General features: G+C 69.1%; 13 protein-coding genes. 7 read left to right on the top strand and 6 right to left on the bottom strand.

Translation table 11 applies throughout. The features are described 5' to 3' along the window. Positions 1–66: 66 nt before the first annotated feature. Positions 67–531: a GyrI-like domain-containing protein gene (locus tag ACFHYQ_RS03995; protein WP_394299696.1), complete on the top strand. Its 465-nt coding sequence runs from the start codon at positions 67–69 to the stop codon at positions 529–531. A gap of 48 nt (positions 532–579) precedes the next feature. Here ACFHYQ_RS03995 and ACFHYQ_RS04000 read toward each other — a convergent pair whose 3' ends face one another. After that, positions 580–1,728, bottom strand: coding sequence for a CaiB/BaiF CoA transferase family protein (locus ACFHYQ_RS04000; protein WP_394299697.1), 1,149 nt, complete (start codon positions 1,726–1,728; stop codon positions 580–582). A gap of 274 nt (positions 1,729–2,002) precedes the next feature. Here ACFHYQ_RS04000 and ACFHYQ_RS04005 point away from each other — a divergent pair, with 274 nt between their 5' ends. Together ACFHYQ_RS04005 and ACFHYQ_RS04010 are read left to right on the top strand one after the other, a co-directional pair. Then, the gene (locus tag ACFHYQ_RS04005; RefSeq protein WP_394299698.1) at positions 2,003–3,373 is read left to right on the top strand and encodes an FAD-binding oxidoreductase; all 1,371 of its coding nucleotides are present in this window, start codon (positions 2,003–2,005) and stop codon (positions 3,371–3,373) included. Positions 3,374–3,419: 46 nt separating this feature from the next. Next, positions 3,420–4,679 (top strand): class I SAM-dependent methyltransferase, encoded by a 1,260-nt coding sequence (locus ACFHYQ_RS04010; protein ID WP_394299699.1) that lies wholly within the window; start codon positions 3,420–3,422, stop codon positions 4,677–4,679. Between the two features lie 8 nt (positions 4,680–4,687). Here ACFHYQ_RS04010 and ACFHYQ_RS04015 read toward each other — a convergent pair whose 3' ends face one another. From ACFHYQ_RS04015 to ACFHYQ_RS04025, 3 genes are all read right to left on the bottom strand, one after another. Beyond that, on the bottom strand, positions 4,688–6,214 hold the full coding sequence (locus tag ACFHYQ_RS04015; protein WP_394299700.1) for a long-chain-fatty-acid--CoA ligase: 1,527 nt from the start codon (positions 6,212–6,214) through the stop codon (positions 4,688–4,690). Positions 6,215–6,325: 111 nt separating this feature from the next. Beyond that, positions 6,326–7,264: a TolB family protein gene (locus ACFHYQ_RS04020; RefSeq protein ID WP_394299701.1), complete on the bottom strand. Its 939-nt coding sequence runs from the start codon at positions 7,262–7,264 to the stop codon at positions 6,326–6,328. Positions 7,265–7,350: 86 nt separating this feature from the next. After that, entirely contained in the window at positions 7,351–8,235 is an 885-nt protein-coding gene (locus ACFHYQ_RS04025) for a hypothetical protein (RefSeq protein WP_394299702.1), read from the bottom strand. An 873-nt stretch (positions 8,236–9,108) separates the two neighbouring features. Between ACFHYQ_RS04025 and leuS the strand changes: the two genes are divergently transcribed. Both leuS and ACFHYQ_RS04035 read left to right on the top strand, forming a co-directional pair. Continuing rightward, the gene (gene leuS, locus ACFHYQ_RS04030; RefSeq protein ID WP_394299703.1) at positions 9,109–11,571 is read left to right on the top strand and encodes a leucine--tRNA ligase; all 2,463 of its coding nucleotides are present in this window, start codon (positions 9,109–9,111) and stop codon (positions 11,569–11,571) included. Between the two features lie 144 nt (positions 11,572–11,715). Next, positions 11,716–14,946 (top strand): S41 family peptidase, encoded by a 3,231-nt coding sequence (locus ACFHYQ_RS04035; RefSeq protein WP_512701465.1) that lies wholly within the window; start codon positions 11,716–11,718, stop codon positions 14,944–14,946. A gap of 4 nt (positions 14,947–14,950) precedes the next feature. Here the strand turns inward: ACFHYQ_RS04035 and ACFHYQ_RS04040 are convergent, their stop codons facing one another. After that, positions 14,951–16,045, bottom strand: coding sequence for a MalY/PatB family protein (locus tag ACFHYQ_RS04040; protein ID WP_394299705.1), 1,095 nt, complete (start codon positions 16,043–16,045; stop codon positions 14,951–14,953). A gap of 136 nt (positions 16,046–16,181) precedes the next feature. Next, a complete protein-coding gene (gene lexA, locus ACFHYQ_RS04045) occupies positions 16,182–16,895 on the bottom strand; it encodes a transcriptional repressor LexA (protein ID WP_394299792.1) in 714 nt (237 codons plus the stop codon). Positions 16,896–17,486: 591 nt separating this feature from the next. Here lexA and nrdR point away from each other — a divergent pair. Together nrdR and ACFHYQ_RS04055 are read left to right on the top strand one after the other, a co-directional pair. Then, entirely contained in the window at positions 17,487–17,951 is a 465-nt protein-coding gene (nrdR, locus tag ACFHYQ_RS04050; protein WP_394299706.1) for a transcriptional regulator NrdR, read from the top strand. A 180-nt stretch (positions 17,952–18,131) separates the two neighbouring features. After that, entirely contained in the window at positions 18,132–20,978 is a 2,847-nt protein-coding gene (locus ACFHYQ_RS04055; protein WP_394299707.1) for a vitamin B12-dependent ribonucleotide reductase, read from the top strand. Positions 20,979–21,009: the final 31 nt, after the last annotated feature.

Below are 21,009 nucleotides of genomic sequence, written 5' to 3' on the forward strand. Positions count from 1 at the left end.
CCTACCGGTGGCTACCAGTCCCGAGTCTGCCGGATGGCGACTCTCTAACACTCATTAGGAGAAACCGTGATCATCGTTGACCGGGCGGAGGTGCTCGTCGTCGGCTATGCCGTACGGACGACCAACGTCGCTGAGGCCGACCCGGCCCGCGCCCAGTTGCCGGGACTGTGGGCGCGGGCGGGGGCCGCGGGAGCGTTCGCACACGTGCCGGGCCGGGTTGACGAGCACCTCTACGCGGTGCTGACCGACTACGAGAGCGACCACCACGGGGCGTACACCCAGATCGTCGGCATCGCCGTGCGCACGGCGGCGCGGCTGCCCGAGGGCATGGTCGCCGTGCGGGTCCCCGGCGTGCCGGCCATGCTGTTCGAGGCACGCGGCCCGATGCCGGGTGCGCTGCTCGAGACGTGGCAGCAGGTGTGGAAGCACACGGAGTCGGGCGGCACCCCCGCCCGCGCCCACACCACCGACCTCGAGGTGCATCATCCCGGGGGTGTCGACATCTACGTCGCGGTCCTGCCGTCTTTCTGAGAATCCTGACCCGAAATCCCGACCCGGCATCCTGACCGAGGATCCTGATCAGGCCAGCACTCCGGCCGTGCGCAGTGCCTCGGCCTCATCGTCCGGCAGGCCCCACTCGGTCAGGTCGTGGAGCCGGATGGCCGGGGCCAGACGGTCTCCGTGTCCCCCCTGTCGTTCACTGCCGAGCAGGCGCGGTGCCGGGGCCGGCTGCAGGACGCCGCCGATCTCCAGGAACGTCTCCCGCGCCCGGTTGTGCGGATGCGCCGCGGCCTCGTTCATGTCCAGGACGGGGAAGACGCAGGCGTCCGAGCCCTCGAAGACCTGCTCCCACTCGGCCCGGGTTCTGGACCGGAAGGCCGAGGTGAGCCGTTCGCGCAGCTTCGGCCAGTTCGCCGGGTCGTCCCGGTTCGGCAGATCCGTCATGTCCACCAGCCGACCCATCCGGTCGAGCATCTCCGTCCAGAACCGCGGCTCCAGCGGCCCGACCGCGAGGAACCCCCCGTCGGCCGTCTCGTACGTGTCGTACATCGGCGCACCGGTGTCCAGCAGGTTGGTCCCGCGCGGCCCCCAGTGGCCGCCGGCCACGCCCGCGTAGAACATCGCGAACAGGAGTGCGGCGCCGTCCACCATCGCGGCGTCGATCACCTGGCCTCGCCCGGTGCGCTCGCGTTCGAACAGGGCGAGCAGCACGCCGTAGGCCAGCATGAGGCCCCCGCCGGCGAAGTCGCCGAGGATGTTGATGGGCGGAGTGGGCTTGCCGCCCGCCCGGCCCAGCAGCGACAGGACCCCGGAGACCGCGATGTAGTCGATGTCGTGCCCGGCGGCCGGCGCGAGCGGCCCCCGCTGACCCCAGCCGGTCATCCGGCCGTAGATCAGCCGCTCGTTCACCGTGTGCAGGTCGGCCGGGCCGATCCCCAGCCGTTCGGCGACGCCCGGCCGGAACACCTCGATCACCACGTCGGCCCCGGCGGCCAGCTTCTTGAAGGCCGCGACGCCCTCGGGTGACTTCAGGTCGAGCCCGATCGTGCGCTTGCCGCGGTCCATGACGTCCCGGCGGGGCCTGTCGTCGACCGCCCCGACCCGGTCGATCCGCAGCACCTGCGCGCCGTGGTCGGCCAGCATCATGCCGGCGAACGGCCCGGGCGCCAGGCCGGCCAGTTCCAGCACCCGCACCCCGGCCAGCGGACCCCTCCGGGGCTCTTCCATGATGTCCTCCGCGCTCGGTCGCTCCAGGTCGTGTTTCAACGCGCCCAGTAGAACATGCTTCGGTCGGCCTGAGTCGCACGAATCCCGGTGATCGGGTCTGTAGATCGGGGCCCGGTATCGGCGGGCGAGTCGAAAAGAGATACGATCACCCGGATCCCCCTGCTTCGCAGGCGATGCCGGAGAGTTTTCACGGGCGTAACGTGTCAGCTCTGGTCTGCGAAGTTCTCGGGGGATAGCGTTCAAGAGGCGATCTCGCGATCCAGGGGGTGGTTCCATGCCAGACCGCACGGCCAGTATGACCGCCCATACGAAGGCAGTCGAGCAGATCAGGGAGTCCTACGCGGCCATCCCGCAGGATGCCGCGCCCCGCCTCGCCAAGGCCACCACGAACCTGTTCCGCTTCCGCACGCCCACGAAGACGGCCGCGCTGTCCGCCCGTGACCTCGACCAGGTGATCCAGGTCGATCCCGAGAGCATGACGGCCGAGGTCCAGGGGATGACCACGTACGAGAACCTGGTCGACGCGACCCTGCCGTACGGGCTCATGCCGTACGTGGTGCCGCAGCTCAAGACGATCACGCTGGGTGGCGCGGTCACCGGCCTCGGCATCGAGTCGACCAGCTTCGCCCGCGGCCTGCCGCACGAGTCCGTCGAGGAACTGGAGATCCTCACCGGCGACGGCCGTGTCGTCGTGGCGCGGGCCGAGGGCGAGCACGCCGACCTTTTCCGCGCCTTCCCCAACTCCTACGGCACGCTCGGCTACGCCCTGCGGATCCGCATCAAGCTGCTCCCGGTCAAGCCGTTCGTACGGTTGACCCACATCCGGTTCGCCGATGCGGACAAGTGCATGCTGACCATGCACGAGATCTGTGAGAGCCGGGTGCACGACGGCGAGCCGGTCGACTTCGTCGACGGCACATACTTCGGGCCGAACGAGATGTACGTCACCGTTGGCACGTTCTCGGACCGCGCGCCCTACACCTCCGACTACACCGGCATGCGGATCTACTACCAGTCGATCCGCAACCGCTCCCGCGACTGGCTGACCATCCGCGACTACCTGTGGCGATGGGACACCGACTGGTTCTGGTGCTCGCGTGCATTCGGCGTGCAGCAGCCGCTGGTCCGCTCGCTGGTGCCGCGCCGATGGCTCCGCTCGGACGTCTACCGCAGGCTCGTGGGGCTCGACCAGCGGCACGGCCTCACCGCCCGCGTCGACCGCTGGCGCGGCAACCCCGTGCAGGAGTCGGTCATCCAGGACGTGGAGGTGCCGGTTGAGCGGGGCGCGGAGTTCCTCGACTTCTTCCATCGTCAGGTCGGCATGAAGCCGGTGTGGATGTGCCCGCTCAAGGCCGCGACCGAATGGTCGCTGTATCCGCTGGAGCCGGGCCGCCTCTACGTCAACTTCGGCTTCTGGGGCATGGTCCCGTTGCCGCGTGGCCAGTTCGACGGCTACTACAACCGACTGATCGAGCATGCCGTACACCGGCTCGACGGCCACAAGTCGCTGTACTCGACCTCGTTCTACGAACGGGAGGAGTTCTGGCGGCTGTACAACGGGGATGCCTACTGGCCCGTCAAGCGCGCGTACGACCCGGGCGAGCGGCTGCTCGACCTGTATGACAAGTGCGTCCGGGGTAGATAGGCGGTAACGCGACAGCCGGGACCCCAACAGCCGGGAGAGGTGCAGATTGTCTCTTGCGAAGATCTTCGAGAAGATCGTCGGTGCCGATACGGGCATTCGCCTGACCGCCTATGACGGCAGTGCGACGGGCCCGGCGGACGCCGACGTCACGATCGAGGTGAAGACCCCCGCCGCGGTGGCCTACCTGGCGCAGGCGCCGGGAGAGCTCGGCCTGGCCCGGGCTTACATCGCCGGGCACATCGATATCCACGGCGACACGTACACCCTGCTCGACCGCATGTGGTCGCTGACGTTGAACGACCTGCCGCTGCGCGCGAAGATCGACGCGGTCCGGTCGCTCGGCATCAAGCCGCTGATGATGCGCGTCCAGCCGCCGCCACAGGAGATGCGGCAGAGCACCCTGGCGAAACTGGGCAGCCGCCATGCGAAGCAGCGCGACGCCGAGGTGATCCAACACCACTACGACGTCTCCAACCGGTTCTACGAGTGGGTCCTCGGCCCCTCTATGGCGTACACCTGCGCGGTCTTTCCGGGACAGGACTCCACGCTGGAGGAGGCGCAGTACACCAAGTTTGATTTGGTGGCCAAGAAGCTGGACCTCCAGCCGGGGATGCGGCTGCTCGACGTCGGCTGCGGCTGGGGCGGCATGGTCATGCACGCGGCCAAGGAGTACGGCGTGAAGGCCCTGGGCGTCACGCTCTCCCGGCAACAGGCCGAGTGGGCGCAGAAGGCGATCGCCGAGGCCGGGCTGTCCGACCTCGCCGAGGTCCGCCACATGGACTACCGCGACGTGCCCGAGACGGACTTCGACCGGGTGAGCTCGATCGGCCTCACCGAGCACATCGGCAAGGACAACCTGCCGTCCTACTTCTCCTTCCTGTACGGCAGGCTCAGGCCGGGCGGGCGGCTGCTCAACCACTGCATCACCCGCCCGACCGGCACCGAGAAGACCTTCAACAAGGGCGGCTTCATCAACAAGTACGTCTTCCCGGACGGCGAGCTGGAGTCCGTCGGCCACCTGATCCGCCAGATGGAGGACATCGGTTTCGAGATCCGTCACCAGGAGGACCTGCGCGAGCACTACTCGCTGACCCTGCGCGAGTGGTGCGAGAACCTCGACGAGCACTGGGACGAGGCGGTCGAGGAGGTCGGCCAGGGCACCGCCCGGGTCTGGCGGCTCTACATGGCCGGTTGCGTGGTCGGGTTCGAGCGCAACAAGGTGCAGCTCCACCAGGTGCTCGGGGTCAGGCTCGACGACGAGGGACGGTCACAGGTTCCGCTGCGCCCGTCCCTCGGCTGGCCCTGACGGCCGTCCTACCGCAGCTCGCGCTTGAGGATCTTTCCGGTGGCGGTCATCGGCAGGGCGTCGCGGAACTCGACGATCCGCGGGTACTTGTAGGCCGCCATGTTCTCCCGGCACCAGGCCACCAGCTCCTCCTCGGAGACGGAGGCCTGCGGGCCGCGGATGACGTACGCCTTGATCTCCTCGCCGTGGGAGTCGTGGGGGACACCGACGACCGCGGCGAGTGAGACCGCCGGGTGGGTCATCAGGACCTCCTCGATCTCTCGAGGGTAGACGTTGAAACCCCCTCGGATGATCATGTCCTTGGCCCGGTCGACGATGTAGTAGTAGCCGTCCTCGTCGCGGCGGGCGATGTCGCCCGTGCGGAACCAGCCGTCCCGCATGACCTCGGCCGTCGCCTCCGGACGGTTGTAGTAGCCCTTCATGATGTTGTGCCCGCGGATGGCGATCTCGCCGATGTCGTCGACCGTGTTCCAGTCGGCGTCGACGAGCCGCATCTCCACGCCCCAGATCGGAGTGCCGATCGAGCCGGCCTTGGCGGGCCTGCCCGGCTGGTTGAACGAGGCCACCGGTGCGGTCTCCGACAGCCCGTAGCCCTCCAGGATGCCGACGCCGAAAGTCGCGGAGAAGTCCTTGAGCACCTCCACCGGCAGCGCGGAACCACCGGATACCGCGGTGACCAGGGACTTCGGCACGTCGCCCTGCCCGGTGCGTACCGCGGTGAGCATGGCCCAGTACATGGTGGGCACCCCCGCGAACGACGTGACGTTCTCCCTGGTCATGAGTTCGAGTGCCGCGGCCGGCTCGAACCGCGGCATCAGAACCACGGTCGCGTGCCGCCGGAACCCGGTGTTCATGACCACGGTCTGCCCGAACGAGTGGAACAGCGGCAGCGTGGCGAGGTAGACGTTCCGCTCGTGACTGGGGAACATCTCATCGCTGACCATCGCGTTGATCAGCATGTTCTGGTGGCTGAGCTTGGCCCCCTTGGGCTGCCCGGTGGTTCCGCTGGTGTAGAGGATCACCGCCGTGTCCTCCGCCGAGGTCGCCGCGGTCTCGAACGTCCCCGGCATGCCGTCGAGCGCCGCCCACACGCTCTCGCCGTACGGGGACTCGGTCGCGAGCGGGGTCGCGGGCAGCACGAAGAAGTGCTCGGCGCCCGCCGCCCCCTCGAAGCCCTCCCGTCCGCGTTCGCCGAGCGGTAGCTCCGGCGTGCCCTCGAAGCAGAAGAACGCCTTCGCCTCGGAGTCGTCCAGGTGGTAGGTGATCTCCCGGGTCTGGAGCAGCACGTTGAGCGGGACGACGATCGCCCCCGCCTTGAGGATCCCGAAGTAGACGAACGGGAAGTACGGCAGGTTGGGGCAGGCCAGCGCGACCTTGTCGCCGCGGCCGATCCCGCGTGAGACCAGTAGGTTCGCGACCTGGTTGGCCATGGAATCGACGAGGGAGTAGGGCAGGCGCAGGTCTCCGTAGACGACGGCCGTGTGGTCAGGGTGCTCCCTGGCGCTGTCCTCCAGCACGACGGACAGGTTCAGCATCTGCCCCTCCTCGTTTTCGATTTTCGGGTTCGCTGTTCGGCAGACCCGTATTCCGGTGCTATGTGCCGATGGCCCATACCTACCGGTAGGTATCACACTCTGTGATGCAAGTCACTTAACGATCTGGAGTAGGCCGAGTCTCCGTGCCCGAGCAGGCTCGGCGAGCCGCTGCAGCTCCCTTCCGGCGGAGTCGAGCACGACCAGCGTGTTGTGCGCGCGGCCGGCGACGCGGACCACCAGGCGGCCGTCCTCCAGGTAGAACGCGCCCAGCTTGGTTCCCCTGACGGGGATGGGCACGCGCCGGCCGGTGACGGTGTCGAAGATCGTCGGGTTGAAGGCCGTCGGCCAGACCCCGTCGCCCCCGGGCGCGGCCGGCGACAGCGCGTGCACCACGACCTTCCTGCCGTCGGGTGACAGGCTCTGCACGTGGTTGGCCAGCTTGACGCCCTTGGCCCGCGCGGATCTCCCGGACTTCAGGTCGAGCGTGTAGACGCCCTCGGTCGTCCCGGCGTACCCCGCGAGACGCCAGCCGCCACCCGACCAGGCGAGGTGGCAGACGCCGCGCGTCCGGCCCGCCTTGCGGGCACCCGTCCCGTCCGCCTTCACGATCATGAGCGGCGACGCGTCGGCGTTGCTCCTGCCCAGGTACGCCACATGCGCGGAGTCGGGCGACCAGACCGGCGTGGCGCAGGGGGCGCCGGCGTCGGCGCCCTTGGCCACGACCTTGGCCGAGCGCCCGGATCCGACGTGAACCCTGCCGTCCATCGTGATCCAGGCGAGTTTCTCGCCGTCCGGGGAGGCGGCGAACTGGAAGGTGTCAGGTGCGCCGCCCAGCTTGGTGAAGCCCCTGCCCGGCTCGTAGCGGCTGATCGGATAGCCCTTGCCGTAGCTCAGGTAGACGGCGACGCCCGCGAGCGGCTTCGGCGCCGCCACCGCACCGGCAGCGGAGGTGTGAGCGGAGGTGTCGGCGAGGGCGGCCCCCGGGGTGACCACCGCGGGGATCGTCAGTGCGGTGGCCAGAGCGAGGCCGGGCAGGATGCGCGAGTTCATCAGTTCTTCCTTTCGGCTTTAGCGCAGTGTTGGACGGCTCAGCTCGCCGAAAGGTTCGCCCTACTCGCGCCCTACTTCCGCCCCGCTCACTGTCCGGTCGGGCGGATCGACCGGAAGACCGTGTTGATGTCGGGCAGCAGGTCGCTTTGAGACTCGGGGACCGCCATGTAGACGACGGCGGGCAGATCACCACCGGTGTCCAGCGCCGCCACCACGATGGTCGTCTCATCGACTCCCGAAGTGATCTTGTAGGCGGACAGCAGGCCGGTCTTGCCCTTGCGCGTCAGCTTCTGCTGGGCGATCTTGGTGGCCCTGTTGCCCCTGGGGAGCAGCGCCTGCCGCGCGTACTTGGCCACCGCGTTGACCACCGGGCCGAGTTTGTCCGGTGTCGTGTACTTCGCGGCCAGCGACTGCGACAGCGGGCCCCACATCACCTGGGCCTCCTGCTCTCCCGGGACCCCCGGGACGTACTGCCTGGCGGTGAAGCCGTACTTGGTCTGAACGGTCTGGTTGTCCGGATCGAGCCGCCACTTTCCGCCGAGCTTGGGTACCGAGATCCGGGCCGTCTGGTCGGCGACGGCGCCGTTGACGGGCGAGGCCGTGCCCTTGAACCTCGGCAGGGTGGGGAAGCGCGACTGCGGCTTCGCGACCACCGAGGGGGACGGCTTGGCGGACGGCTTGGCCGGTTCGGCGTCGGCCTCGCTGGACGAGCTGAGCGGGCCGGCGACGAACGCCCATACCAGCACTCCGACCAGCGCGACGAGCACCGAGCCGCCCAGTGCGAACAGCCAGACCGGCCGGCCGCCCTCGTCGTCCTCGTACTCGTCGATGGCGTCGTAGTTCTCCCCGAAGACCGTGTTCCACAGCTCCTGCTGCCGGTGCGCGGGCGGGGTCTTCGGCCCGCTGATCTGACCCGCCGTCACGAACGGCTTGTACGGATCATCCGGCGGCGGGGGCGGCGGTGACGGCATCGGCGGTCCGGCAGGTGCCTGCGGCCGGGCGGCCTGCGGTTGGCCGGATCGGGGATGGCCGGATTGGGGATGGCCGGATTGGAGATGGCCAGTCTGGCGGTGGCCGGATTGCGGTTGGCCGGTTTGGGGGCGTGACCGGGAGGGGGTGGCTTGGTGGTCGTCGTGTCCCTGGTAGCCGTCGTGTCCCTGGTGGTCGATGTGCGCGGTGCGGTCGGGGTCCCCGGCCAGTCCTGGCCCGTGCTGACCCGGCCCGTGCTGACCTGACCCGTGCTGCCCCGGATGCCGCCCTGGCCCGAGCTGTTCCGGGCCGGAGTGGGGTGAGGCCGCCATGAACGACCGGACCGTGGGCGTGAAGGGCGAGCCTCCGGGTTCCGAGCGGGGAATCTCGGGCCACGCGGGTGCTCGCTGCGGCTCGCTGTGGTCCGGCGGCATGCTACCTCCCGCGATCATGCCCGGATTAGGGGTGCCTGGCATGCTCTCATGTGACGCGGGGGGTGTCGCGGGGAAACCGGAGAATGCCCCGCGAAACTGCTCGCCCGAGGGGTCGGTGGGCGGGTCCTGCATCGGCAGGCCCGACGGCGGGAAGGTGTCGGCCACAGCGAAGACAGTAAACTAATAGGACATAAGAGGTCACAACGGATCTGTCACCATCGGGTATCGTAGCTTGACTTGCGACGTCAGCCCGGGTTGGTCGTCGGCGATCCGGTTGCCGCCTGCGCTAGTCTTTATTGGCGCTCCGCCACCCTGTTCGGGCAGCCCGCGATCTCGGGCCGCCGGCGCGTCCCCATGCCGGAGCGGGGATCTCGCGGAGCGGGGATCCGAACATCTGATGCTGTGACAGCTGATGTACCAGCCGCCGGGCGAGGAGTGGAAGTGGACGAACCGGTGTATGACCCCCAGGCGCTGCAGGCCAAGTGGCTGCCGCGGTGGGAGGAGTTGGACACCTTCGCCGCCGTCGAGGGCCCCGTGGACCCCAGGCCGCGCCGGTACATGCTCGACATGTTCCCCTACCCCTCCGGTGACCTTCACATGGGTCACGGCGAGGTGTTCGCCATCGGTGACGTCCTGGCCCGCTACTGGTTCCAGAAGGGCTACAACGTCCTGCACCCGATCGGGTGGGACTCCTTCGGCCTGCCCGCGGAGAACGCCGCCATCCGGCGCAACGCCCACCCCGCCGAGTGGACGTACGCGAACATCGACACCCAGGCGAACTCGTTCAAGCGGTACGCCGTGTCGTTCGACTGGTCGCGACGGCTGCACACCAGCGACCCGGAGTACTACCGCTGGAACCAGTGGCTGTTCATCCGCTTCTTCGAGCGCGGGCTGGCCTACCGCAACGGTGGCCTGGTGAACTGGTGCCCGGTCGACCAGACCGTGCTGGCCAACGAGCAGGTCGTCGCCGGGCGGTGCGAGCGCTGCGACGCCGAGGTGGTCCGCCGCGAGCTGACCCAGTGGTACTTCAAGATCACCGACTATGCCGACCGGTTGGTCGACGACATGGCGCAGCTTGAGGGCGGCTGGCCCGAGCGGGTGCTGACCATGCAGCGCAACTGGATCGGCCGCTCCACGGGTGCGGACGTCCAGTTCCAGATCGAGGGCCGCGACGAGCCGGTCACCGTCTACACCACCCGGCCCGACACGCTGTACGGCGCCACCTTCTTCGTGGTCGCCCCGGACGCCGCGCTGGCCGAGGAGATCGTCGCGCCGGAGCAGCGGGAGGCGCTGGCCGCCTACAAGGCGCAGGTCGCCAAGCTGTCGGACATCGAGCGGCTGTCCACGGAGAAGGAGAAGACCGGCGTCTTCCTGGGCATCTACGCGATCAACCCGGTCAACGGCGAGCGCATCCCGGTCTGGGCGGCCGACTACGTGCTGTCCGACTACGGCCACGGCGCGATCATGGCCGTGCCCGCGCACGACCAGCGCGACCTCGACTTCGCGCGGAAGTTCGGTCTGCCGGTCAAGGTCGTCGTGCATACCGGCCTGGCCGACCCGGGAGAGACCGGCGTCGCCACGCCCGGCGAGGGCACGCTGGTGAACTCCGGGCCGTTGGACGGTCTGTCCAAGGTCGAGGCGATCCAGAAGATCATCGAGATCCTGGGCGAGCGGGGCACCGGCAGGGCTACGGTCAACTTCCGGCTGCGTGACTGGCTGCTGTCGCGGCAGCGGTTCTGGGGCACCCCGATTCCGATCATCCACTGCCCCGACTGCGGCGAGGTCCCGGTCCCCGACGACCAGCTCCCGGTGACGCTGCCCGACATGCGCGGCGAGGCGCTGGCGCCCAAGGGGGTCTCCCCGCTGGCGAGCGCGGAGGAGTGGGTCAACGTCGCCTGCCCCAAGTGCTCCGGCCCCGCCAGGCGGGACACCGACACGATGGACACGTTCGTCGACTCCTCGTGGTACTACCTGCGGTACTGCGCCCCGGGCTACACCGACGGCCCGTTCGACGTGGAGCGCGTACGCGAGTGGGGCCCGATCGACCAGTACGTCGGCGGTGTCGAGCACGCGGTGCTGCACCTGCTGTACTCGCGGTTCTTCACCAAGGTCCTGTACGACATGGGCATGGTGGACTTCACCGAGCCGTTCCTGCGCCTGCTCAACCAGGGCCAGGTGATCAACCGGGGCAAGGCGATGTCCAAGTCGCTGGGCAACGGCGTCGACCTGGGCGAGCAGATCGACGCGTACGGCGTGGACGCGGTCAGGTTCACGATGCTGTTCGCCGGGCCGCCGGAGGACGACATCGACTGGGCCGACGTCTCCCCGGCCGCCTCGCACAAGTTCCTGGCCCGCGCCTACCGCGTGATGGCCGAGGCCGGCGCGGCCTCCGCTCCGGGAGCCGGCTTCGCGGCGGGCGACCAGGAACTGCGCAAGGTCACCCACCGCACCATCGACGAGGTCACCCGGCTGATCGAGTCGCAGCGCTACAACGTCGCGATGGCCCGCATGATGGAATTGACCACGGCCGCCCGCCGGGCGATCGACTCCGGGCCGGGCGCCGCCGACCCGGCGGTACGCGAGGCCGCCGAGACCCTGGCCGTCATGCTCTCGCTGGTCGCGCCGTACACGGCCGAGGAAGGCTGGGAGCGGCTCGGCCACGCGCCGTCGGTCGCCACGGTGGGCTGGCCGGTCGCCGAACCCGCGCTGCTGGTCCAGGAGTCCGTCACCTGCGTCGTCCAGGTGGCGGGCAAGGTGCGCGACCGGCTGGACGTCGCACCGGACATCGCCGAGGCCGAACTGGAGTCGCTGGCCCTCGCCTCCGACAAGGTCCGGCCGTACCTGGACGGGGCGCCGCGCAAGGTCATCGTCCGCGCGCCGAAGCTCGTCAACATCGTCCCGTGACCCGCTGAGCCCTGCGACCTGCTGAAAAGGGCGGTCGCGCCGTGTCCGGGAAGAACCGGTACGGCGCGACCGCGCGCACCGCGGACATCACAGCTCGCCGGAAATGGTCGCCGCCGGACCTCCCACGCCGCGTAAGGTGCGGATGTGGGAAATGGCGCATACTTGAGATACCCCCACCTGAATGGTGACCTTCTCACCTTCGTGGCGGATGACGACGTCTGGCTGGCGCCCGTGGGCGGCGGTCGGGCCTGGCGGTTCACGGCAGACCGGGTCGCGGTCGCTCACCCCCGGTTCTCTTCCGACGGCACGCGCATCGCGTGGACGAGCACTCGCGAGGGGGAGCCCGAGGTGTTCTCCGCCGATCTGGAAGGCGCCGAGAGCGAGCGGCTCACGCACTGGGGCAACGCCACGACGGGTGTGCGCGGCTGGACCGAGGACGGGAACGTGCTGGCGGTCACCGCCGCGGGCCACGGCTCACGCTCCCGGCTGTGGGCCCACGCGGTTCCGCTGGACGGCGGCCCGGCGACGGCGCTGCCGTACGGCAGGGTCAGCGAGGCCGCGGTCAGCGGCACCCCAGCCGCCCGAATGGTGGCGACCGTCTCAGCGGTGTGGCGCGAGCCGTCGCAGTGGAAGCGTTACCGCGGCGGCACCGCGGCCAAGATCTGGGTGGACGCCACGGGCGACGGCGAGTTCACCCGCCTGTTCGCCGACAACCCCGCCCAGCACTGGTCGGTCATGTGGGTGGGGGGGCGGCTGGCCTTCCTCGCAGACACCGACGGCGACGGCAACCTCTACTCCAGCCTGCCCGACGGCTCGGACCTGCGGCGGCACACCACGCACCGCGGCTTCTACGCGCGCCATGCCGCGTCGGACGGCTCACGCGTCGTCTACGGCTTCGGCGGCGACCTGTGGCTGCTGGAAAGCCTGGAAGCCGAGCCGTACAAGCTGGACATCATTCTGGGCGGGCCGCGCCCGGCCAGGGCCAGGCGGCCGGCGCCGAGCAGGGTCGGCGGCTTCGCGCCGGACCGCACCGGGCGGGCCAGCGCGGTCGAGATCCGCGGCACCGCCCACTGGCTGACCCACCGCGACGGCCCCGCGGGGGTGCTGCGCGCCGAGCCCGGAGTCCGGGTACGGCTGCCGCGGCCGCTCGGCGACGCCGGCCGGGCCGTCTGGGTGTCGGACGCCTCCGGAGAGGACGCGTTGGAGATCGGCGCCCTGGAACTCGGAACACTGGAACTCGGAACACTGAGCGGTGAGGTCCGTACGCTGGCCGCCGGTCAGGTCGGCCGGGTGCTCGACCTGGCAGCCGCCCCGGACGGCGAGCACGTCGCGGTCGCCACCCACGACGGGCGGCTCCTGGTGGTGGACCTCGACTCCGGGAACGTCCGCGAGTTGGACCGCACCACCCACGGCGACGTGCAGGGCCTGACGTTCTCGCCGGACTCGGCCTGGCTCGCCTGGGCGCACGCTTACCAGGCCGAGCGCCGCCACCTCAAGCTGGCCCGCGTGGACGGCAGCACCTCGATCGCGGTGCCGCCGATCGAGGTGACGCCGCCGCGCTTCAACGACTACAGCCCGTCCTTCACCAAGGACGGCAGGTACCTGGCCTTCCTGTCGGACCGCACGTTCGACCCGGTCTACGACGCCCACGTCTTCGACCTGTCCTTCCCCTCCGGCTGCCGGCCGTACCTGGTGCCGCTCAAGGCCACCACGCCCTCGCCGTTCGACCCCTCCCTCGCGGGCCGTGGCTGGGGCGGGGAGGACGACGCCGGTTCGGACGCCGAGAACGACGGCAAGAAGGCCGCCAAGAACGACGGCAGGTCCGACCCGCCGCCGATGACCGAGGTGGATGCCGACGGGTTGGCGGCGCGGATCGTGCCCGTGCCGGTACCCGCCGGCACCTACTCCAACCTGCGTGCCGCCAAGGACGGCCTGCTGTGGCTGTGCCACCCACTGGGCGGGCAGCTCGGCGACGGCACCGAGCCCGGCGCGCCGGTCCTGGAACGCTACGACCTGACCAAGCGCAAGGTCACCGAGCTGGGCGGGGAGTTCGGCGCCTTCGAGGTGAGCGGCGACGGCACGCGCCTGGTGGCCACCGGCGGCGGCGGCCTGCAGACCCGCGCCACCGGAGAGGACGACGAGGTCGTGACCATCGACCTGGATCGGGTGGCCGTGACCATCGACCCGGTCGCGGAGTGGCGGCAGGCCTACAACGAGGCCGGGCGGCTCATGCGTGACCACTTCTGGCGCGCGGACATGAACGGCGTCGACTGGCCGGGCACGCTCGACCGCTACGCCCCCCTCGTGGAGCGGATCGGCGCCTACTCCGAGCTGATCGACCTGCTCTGGGAGGTCCAGGGCGAGCTGGCCACCTCCCACGCCTATGCGCGGCCAAACGGCACCGCCCGCGATCCCAGGCGCCGTCAGGGCCTGCTCGGCGCCGACCTCGCCCGGGACGAGAACGGGATATGGCGGATCAGCCGCATCCTGCCCGGGGAGTCCTCCGATCACGAGGCCCGCTCACCGCTGCTCGCGCCCGGCGTCGCCGTCCGGGAGGGCGACGCGATCGTCGCCGTGGGCGGGTGCCCGGTCGATCCGGTCCGCGGGCCGCTGGCACTGCTGTCCGGTACGGCGGGGCGGCCCGTGGAGCTGGCCGTCCGGCCCGGCTCCGGCGGCGAGACCCGTCGGGTCGTCGTCACGCCCATCGCCGACGAGACGCAGCTGCGGTACCACGACTGGGTGGCCGGACGGCGGGTGTTCGTGCGTGAGGCGTCGGGCGGGCGGCTCGGCTACCTGCACGTGCCGGACATGATGTCCACCGGGTGGGCGCAGTTCCACCGGGACCTGCGTGCCGAGATGGACTTCGACGGGCTCATCGTGGACGTCCGTGACAACGGCGGTGGTCATGTCTCCGAACTGGTGCTGGAGAAGCTGCAGCGGAGGGTGACCGGGTGGTCGCTGGCCCGGGGGTACGAGCCGACGCGGTACCCGGAGGACTCACCTCGCGGGCCCGTCGTGGCCGTCACCGACGAGTTCGCCGGGTCGGACGGGGACATCGTCAGCGCCGGGATCAAGAACCGCCGCATCGGGCCGCTCGTGGGCACGCGGACCTGGGGCGGTGTGATCGGCATCGACTCGCGGTACTCGCTTGTGGACGGGACCGTCGTCACCCAGCCGCGGTACTCGTTCTGGCTGGAGGGCGAGGGGTGGGGCGTGGAGAACCACGGTGTCGACCCGGACGTCGAGGTCATCGTGACGCCGCAGGACCTGGTCGCCGGACGGGACCCGCAGCTGGCCCGGGCGGTGGAGCTGGCTCTGGCGGCGCTGGAGGAGAGGCAACCGGCGGCCCCGCCCGAGTTGCCGCCGCTGCCGTGACCCGTCAGGCGAGAGCGGAGGAGATCCTGGCCAGGATCTCCTCCAGGATCGCCTCCGACGTCCCGAAGTTGAGGCGGACGAAGGCATCGCCGCCGCCGTAGAGGGGGCCCGGGCCGACCTTGACCCGGGCCTCCCGCTCCAGGAAACCCGCGGCGTCCGTCGCAACCGGGGATCCGTACGCGGACAGGTCCAGCCATGCGAGATAGGTCCCCTCGGGCATCCGGTAGCCGACCCTGGAGGGGAGCCGCTCAGCGATCAGTTGCCGGTTGCGGTCCAGGATCCGCAGGACCTCCTCCAGCCACCGATCGCCGTGCCGCCAGGCCGCGACCGTCGCCTCGACGTCCAGCGCGCCCGGCGCACCGTAGATGTGCGGAGGCCGGCCGTCCAGGGCCGTCCGTACGGCTTCCGCCCCGATGTGGGCGATCGCGCAGTGGACGCCGCCCATGTTGAAGGCCTTCGACGCCGAGGTCAGCGTGACCGTGCGCTCGGGCAGGATCGTGGCGAAGGGGATATGACGGGCGGGGGAGTAGACGAGGTCGGCGTGGATCTCATCGGAGATCACAAGTGCGTCGTGACGCTCGGCGTACTCGGCCAGCGCGGCCAACTCCGGCTGGGTGAAGACACGGCCTGAGGGGTTCTGGGGGTTGATCAGGAGCAGCACGGGCGCGGGCTCGTCCGGCACCTCGAATCGGCCGTCCGGCCCGATCGGGATCGGCAGCACCCGCCTGCCCATGTCTCTGAGCGTCTCGAGGAACGAGTTGTAGGCCGGCATGTGCAACGCGATCGGGTCGCCCGGCCGGGTCGTCAGATGCAGCAGCACCTGAAGCGCCTGATTGAGATCTGTGTAGGTCCTGACGTGGCCGGGGTCGGGGCGCCAGCCGTACCGGCTCTCCATACGGTCGGTGAAGGCGTCCGCCAGCGGGCCACAGCCGGGCTGCTCCAGCCAGGTGGGATAGCCGAGGTCGGTGGCGGCGCGGCGTGCGATGGCCTCACTGATCACGTCGGCGATCGGGAAGTCCATGTCTGCGACCCAGGATGGGATCACGTCCTGGGGAACGACCCCCCACTTGATCCCGTCACGGGCACGGCAGGCGGTCACATTGAGTGAATCCAGGCCATGTAAATCCCGGCCATGCCGATCCAGGTCATCCGGCACATCGCACTCATAAGTCACGGGACCACCCTAATCCGCTGCTTCGCGGCGCGCTCGGACCGCGAAGCGACGGGAAACCGCACTAGAGCTTGCGCAGGACCGCCGTGACCTTGCCGAGGACGGTGGCCTCGTCGCCGGGGATGGGCTCGTAGTTCGGATTGTGCGGCATCAGCCACACGTGCCCGTCCTTGCGCTTGAAGGTCTTCACCGTGGCCTCGCCGTCGATCATCGCGGCCACGATGTCGCCGTTGTCCGCCACCGGCTGCTGCCGCACGACGACCCAGTCGCCGTCCGCGATCGCCGCCTCGATCATGGAATCGCCGGACACCTGGAGCAGGAACAGCGTGCCCTCGCCGACGAGCTGCTTCGGCAGCGCGAACACGTCCTCGATGCTCTGTTCGGCGAGGATTGGCCCGCCCGCGGCGATCCGGCCGACCAGCGGTACGAAGGCGGCGGTGGGGCGGTTGAAGCCCCCCTCCTCCTGGGCGGCGTCCGGGTCCACCCACAGGACCGGCTCGCCGGGCAGCCGGACCTCCAGAGCCCTGGGGCGGTGCGGGTCACGGCGCAGATACCCCTTACGCTGGAGCGCCGTGAGCTGGTGTGACACGCTCGAGGTGCTGGTCAGATGGACCGCTTCCCCGATCTCCCGCATCGACGGCGGATAGCCGCGCTGTTGGACCGAATCCCGGATCACCTCAAGGATCTTGCGCTGCCTCGGGGTGAGGCCAAGCGAGTCACGCCTGCGAACCGCGAGGTCGCCTGCGTCATCCGCCTTGGCGCTTCGGTCACTCACGATGCCACCTCTCAATCCGTGTTCCCTGCGTTGCTCAGGGTTTCTGCACTGCTCAGGGCGACCGTATCGCGATTCAAGATCATCATCAAACAGTTGTTCGATTTTTGGCTAAATCGCAGATCCTGGCGTTCCGTCACATCGTACGGGAGTTCGATCGACATCGTGTTCGACTTTCTAGATTCTCCTTCTTCTGAGCATTCGTACGCGAAGGGGAGGGATGTCGGGAGGGATAAGGAAAGCGTCGCGGTGATTTCCGGACTCGTGTCTCGCGTGTTTCGCGGCCTCGGCGACCGGGCCGCCTGAGAGTCCGCCCGTGACGCCGGCCGGGAGTGCTGTCGGGGATGTCGCAGGGGTGCGGCCGGGGTATGGTCGGCCGGTCCGGGGGGCCTGCCGCGACACGCCGAGGTGAACAGGGACTTCGATTCCGATGTGCTCGCCAACTTGCGTTCAAGGTCGGGCACTCTTACGGTTGGACCACAACATCTAGTAGTCACATCGGTGTAAGTTCCCTAGAACTTGTGGTTAAACCCGTGGTTTCAGACCTGTGGTTTCACGCTATGTGGTGTCAAGGGACGCGTTGAGGGAGGCGATGGCGTGTACTGCCCGTTCTGTCGTCATCCGGACACGCGGGTCATAGACAGCCGATCGACAGAGGACGGAGCGGCCATCCGCCGCAGGCGCTCCTGCCCCCAGTGCGGGCGCAGGTTCACCACGCAGGAGACCGTGCTGCTGATGGTGAGCAAGCGCAGCGGGGTCACCGAGCCGTTCTCGCGTGACAAGGTCATCGCGGGGGTGCGGCGGGCCTGCCAGGGGCGGCCGGTCAGCGAGGACTCGCTGGCCCAGCTCGGGCAGCGGGTGGAGGAGACCATCCGGGCCACGGGAGCGGCCGAGGTCCCCTCGCACGAGGTGGGACTGGCCATCCTCGGCCCGCTACGGGATCTCGATGAGGTCGCCTACCTGCGCTTCGCCTCCGTCTACCGCGGATTCGAGACGCTGGCCGACTTCGAGGCGGAGATCGAGCAGCTCAGAGACGCGCGAGCCGCCGCTGACGGGCGATAGCCCGATCCGAGGCCGCATGGCGGCGCGACGATGTGGTTATGGCGTGATTGGGCAGCGCGGGTGAGCGACGCGGGTGAGCAGTCTCAGTGGTTGAGCAGTCTCAGTGGTTGAGCAGTCTGAACAAGGCAGGCACGTGGTCCGACACGAAGGGGCTCCACGGGCCCCTAGAAGGGGGAAGTCATGACGGAGATCGCGAACGGCACCGCGACCGGCGCGGGGGATCGCGGGGGCAGGCGTTCGCGCAAGGGGCTGAAGATCAAGCGAGTCTTCACGACCCCCGGAGTGCATCCGTACGACGAGGTCCGCTGGGAGCGCCGTGACGTCGTGATGACGAACTGGCGCGACGGCTCGGTCAACTTCGAGCAGCGCGGTGTGGAGTTCCCCGACTTCTGGTCGGTCAACGCGGCCAACATCGTGACCACCAAGTACTTCCGCGGCGCCGTTGGCACCCCGCAGCGCGAGTGGAGCCTCAAGCAGCTCGTCGACCGGGTGGTCGGCGTCTACACCAGGACCGGCGTCGAGCACGGCTACTTCGCCACCGACGAGGACGCGGAGATCTTCGATCACGAACTCAAGCACGCCCTGATCCACCAGGTCTTCAGCTTCAACTCCCCCGTGTGGTTCAACGTCGGCACCGCCTCCCCTCAGCAGGTATCGGCGTGCTTCATTTTGTCGGTAGATGACACGATGGAGGCGATTCTCGACTGGTACAAGGAAGAAGGGGTGATCTTCAAGGGCGGCTCCGGTTCCGGGATCAACCTCTCCCGCATCCGGTCGTCGAAGGAGCTGCTGTCCAGCGGTGGCACGGCCAGCGGCCCGGTCTCCTTCATGCGCGGCGCCGACGCCTCGGCCGGCACCATCAAGTCGGGCGGCGCGACCCGCCGGGCCGCCAAGATGGTCGTCCTCGACGTCGACCACCCGGACATCGAGGAGTTCATCGGGACCAAGGCGCGGGAGGAGGACAAGATCCGCGCCCTGCGCGACGCCGGTTTCGACATGGACCTCGGCGGCAAGGACATCGTGTCCGTGCAGTACCAGAACGCCAACAACTCGGTCCGCGTCTCGGACGAGTTCATGCGGGCGGTCGAGGCCGGTGACGGGTTCGGCCTGCGGGCCAGGCTGACCGGCGAGATCATCGAGGAGGTCGACGCCAAGGGCCTCTTCCGCAAGATGGCCCAGGCCGCGTGGGAGTGCGCCGACCCCGGCCTGCAGTACGACGACACGATCAACGACTGGCACACCTGCCCGGAGACCGGGCGGATCACCGCGAGCAACCCCTGCTCGGAGTACCTCCACCTGGACAACTCCTCGTGCAACCTCGCGTCGATCAACCTGCTGAAGTTCCTGCGTGACGACGGCGCCTTCGACATCGCGGACTTCGTCAAGCTGACCGAGCTGATCATCACCGCGATGGACATCTCGATCACCTTCGCCGACTTCCCGACCGAGAAGATCACCGAGACGAGCCGGGCATACCGGCAGCTCGGCATCGGGTACGCCAACCTGGGAGCGCTGCTCATGGCCACCGGCCACGCGTACGACTCCGAGGGCGGCCGGGCGATCGCCGCGGCGATCACCTCGCTGATGACCGCCGTGTCCTACCGTCGCTCGGCCGAGCTCGCCGGGATCGTCGGACCGTACGACGGCTACCAGCGCAACGCGGGGCCGCACAAGCGGGTCATGCGCAAGCACGCGGCGGCCAACGACGACCTGCGCACGCTCGATGACATGGACAAGGCCATCCACGCCGAGGCCACTCGGCAGTGGCAGGACGGTCTTCGCATCGGAGAGAAAAACGGATATAGGAACGCACAAGCCTCATTGTTGGCGCCCACGGGAACTATCGGGCTCATGATGGATTGTGACACTACGGGTATTGAGCCCGATTTGGCGCTGGTCAAGTTCAAGAAGCTCGTCGGCGGCGGTTCCATGCAGATCGTCAACCAGACGATCTCGCGGGCGCTGCGGAAGCTGGACTACCAGAAAGAGCAGGTCGAGGCGATCGTCGAGTACATCGCCGAGCACGGCCACGTCGTGGACGCCCCCGGCCTCAAGCGGGAGCACTACGAGGTGTTCGACTGCGCGATGGGCGAGCGGGCCATCGCCCCGATGGGCCACGTCCGGATGATGGCGGCCACCCAGCCGTTCCTGTCCGGCGCGATCTCAAAAACGGTCAACCTTCCCGAATCGGCCAGTGTGGACGATATCGAGCAGGTCTACCTGGAGGGCTGGAAGCTCGGGCTGAAGGCGCTCGCCGTCTACCGGGACAACTGCAAGGTCGGACAGCCGCTCTCGGCCGCCAAGAAGACGTCCGAGGAGGCGGAGGCCAAGGACGAGAAGCCGGCCGTCCAGGTCGTCGAGGTGCCGCGTCCGCGCCGCCGCCGGCTGCCGAACCAGCGGCCGAGCATCACCACCCGCTTCACAGTGGCCGGCGCCAAGGGGTACATGACCGCCTCGTCCTACCCCGACGACGGCCTCGGCGAGGTCTTCCTCAAGATGTCCAAGCAGGGCTCGACCCTCGCCGGCGTGATGGACGCGTTCTCCGTGGCCATCTCGATCGGCCTGCAGTACGGCGTGCCGCTGGAGAGCTACGTCCAGAAGTTCGTCAACATGCGGTTCGAGCCGGCCGGGATGACCGACGACCCGGACGTCCGGATGGCGCAGTCGGTCATGGACTACATCTTCCGTAGGCTGGCCCTTGACTACCTGTCGTACGAGGACCGCGCCGCCCTGGGTGTCCTGTCGGCGGCCGAGCGTATGGCCGAGCAGCGCGGTGAGGACCCGGCCGCTCTCAGCGAGGTCGTGGACACCGCGGCCCTGGCTCAGTCGGCGCCGATCGAGGAGAAGAAGCCCGTACGGACGGCCGACGAATCGTCACCGTCCACGGAGGAGTCCCGCACGTCTCTGGAGAGCCACCAGGGCCGTACGGCCGACGCCCCGCTGTGCATGACCTGCGGGACCAAGATGCGTCCGGCCGGTAGCTGCTACGTCTGCGAGGGCTGCGGCAGCACCAGCGGCTGCAGCTGAGCGAGCCGACGGATGGGGCGGAGAACCGGGG

Source organism: Sphaerimonospora cavernae, assembly GCF_042435035.1.
In the GTDB taxonomy this organism is placed as follows: domain Bacteria; phylum Actinomycetota; class Actinomycetes; order Streptosporangiales; family Streptosporangiaceae; genus Sphaerimonospora; species Sphaerimonospora cavernae.

Excerpts from the sequence above, each read along its gene's own strand:
- ACFHYQ_RS04000 (WP_394299697.1), bottom strand. The coding sequence starts at position 1,728 with ATGGAAGAGCCCCGGAGGGGTCCGCTGGCCGGGGTGCGGGTGCTGGAA.
- ACFHYQ_RS04005 (WP_394299698.1), top strand. The coding sequence starts at position 2,003 with ATGCCAGACCGCACGGCCAGTATGACCGCCCATACGAAGGCAGTCGAG.
- ACFHYQ_RS04015 (WP_394299700.1), bottom strand. The coding sequence starts at position 6,214 with ATGCTGAACCTGTCCGTCGTGCTGGAGGACAGCGCCAGGGAGCACCCT.
- ACFHYQ_RS04020 (WP_394299701.1), bottom strand. The coding sequence starts at position 7,264 with ATGAACTCGCGCATCCTGCCCGGCCTCGCTCTGGCCACCGCACTGACG.
- ACFHYQ_RS04025 (WP_394299702.1), bottom strand. The coding sequence starts at position 8,235 with ATGCCGTCACCGCCGCCCCCGCCGCCGGATGATCCGTACAAGCCGTTC.
- ACFHYQ_RS04055 (WP_394299707.1), top strand. The coding sequence starts at position 18,132 with ATGACGGAGATCGCGAACGGCACCGCGACCGGCGCGGGGGATCGCGGG.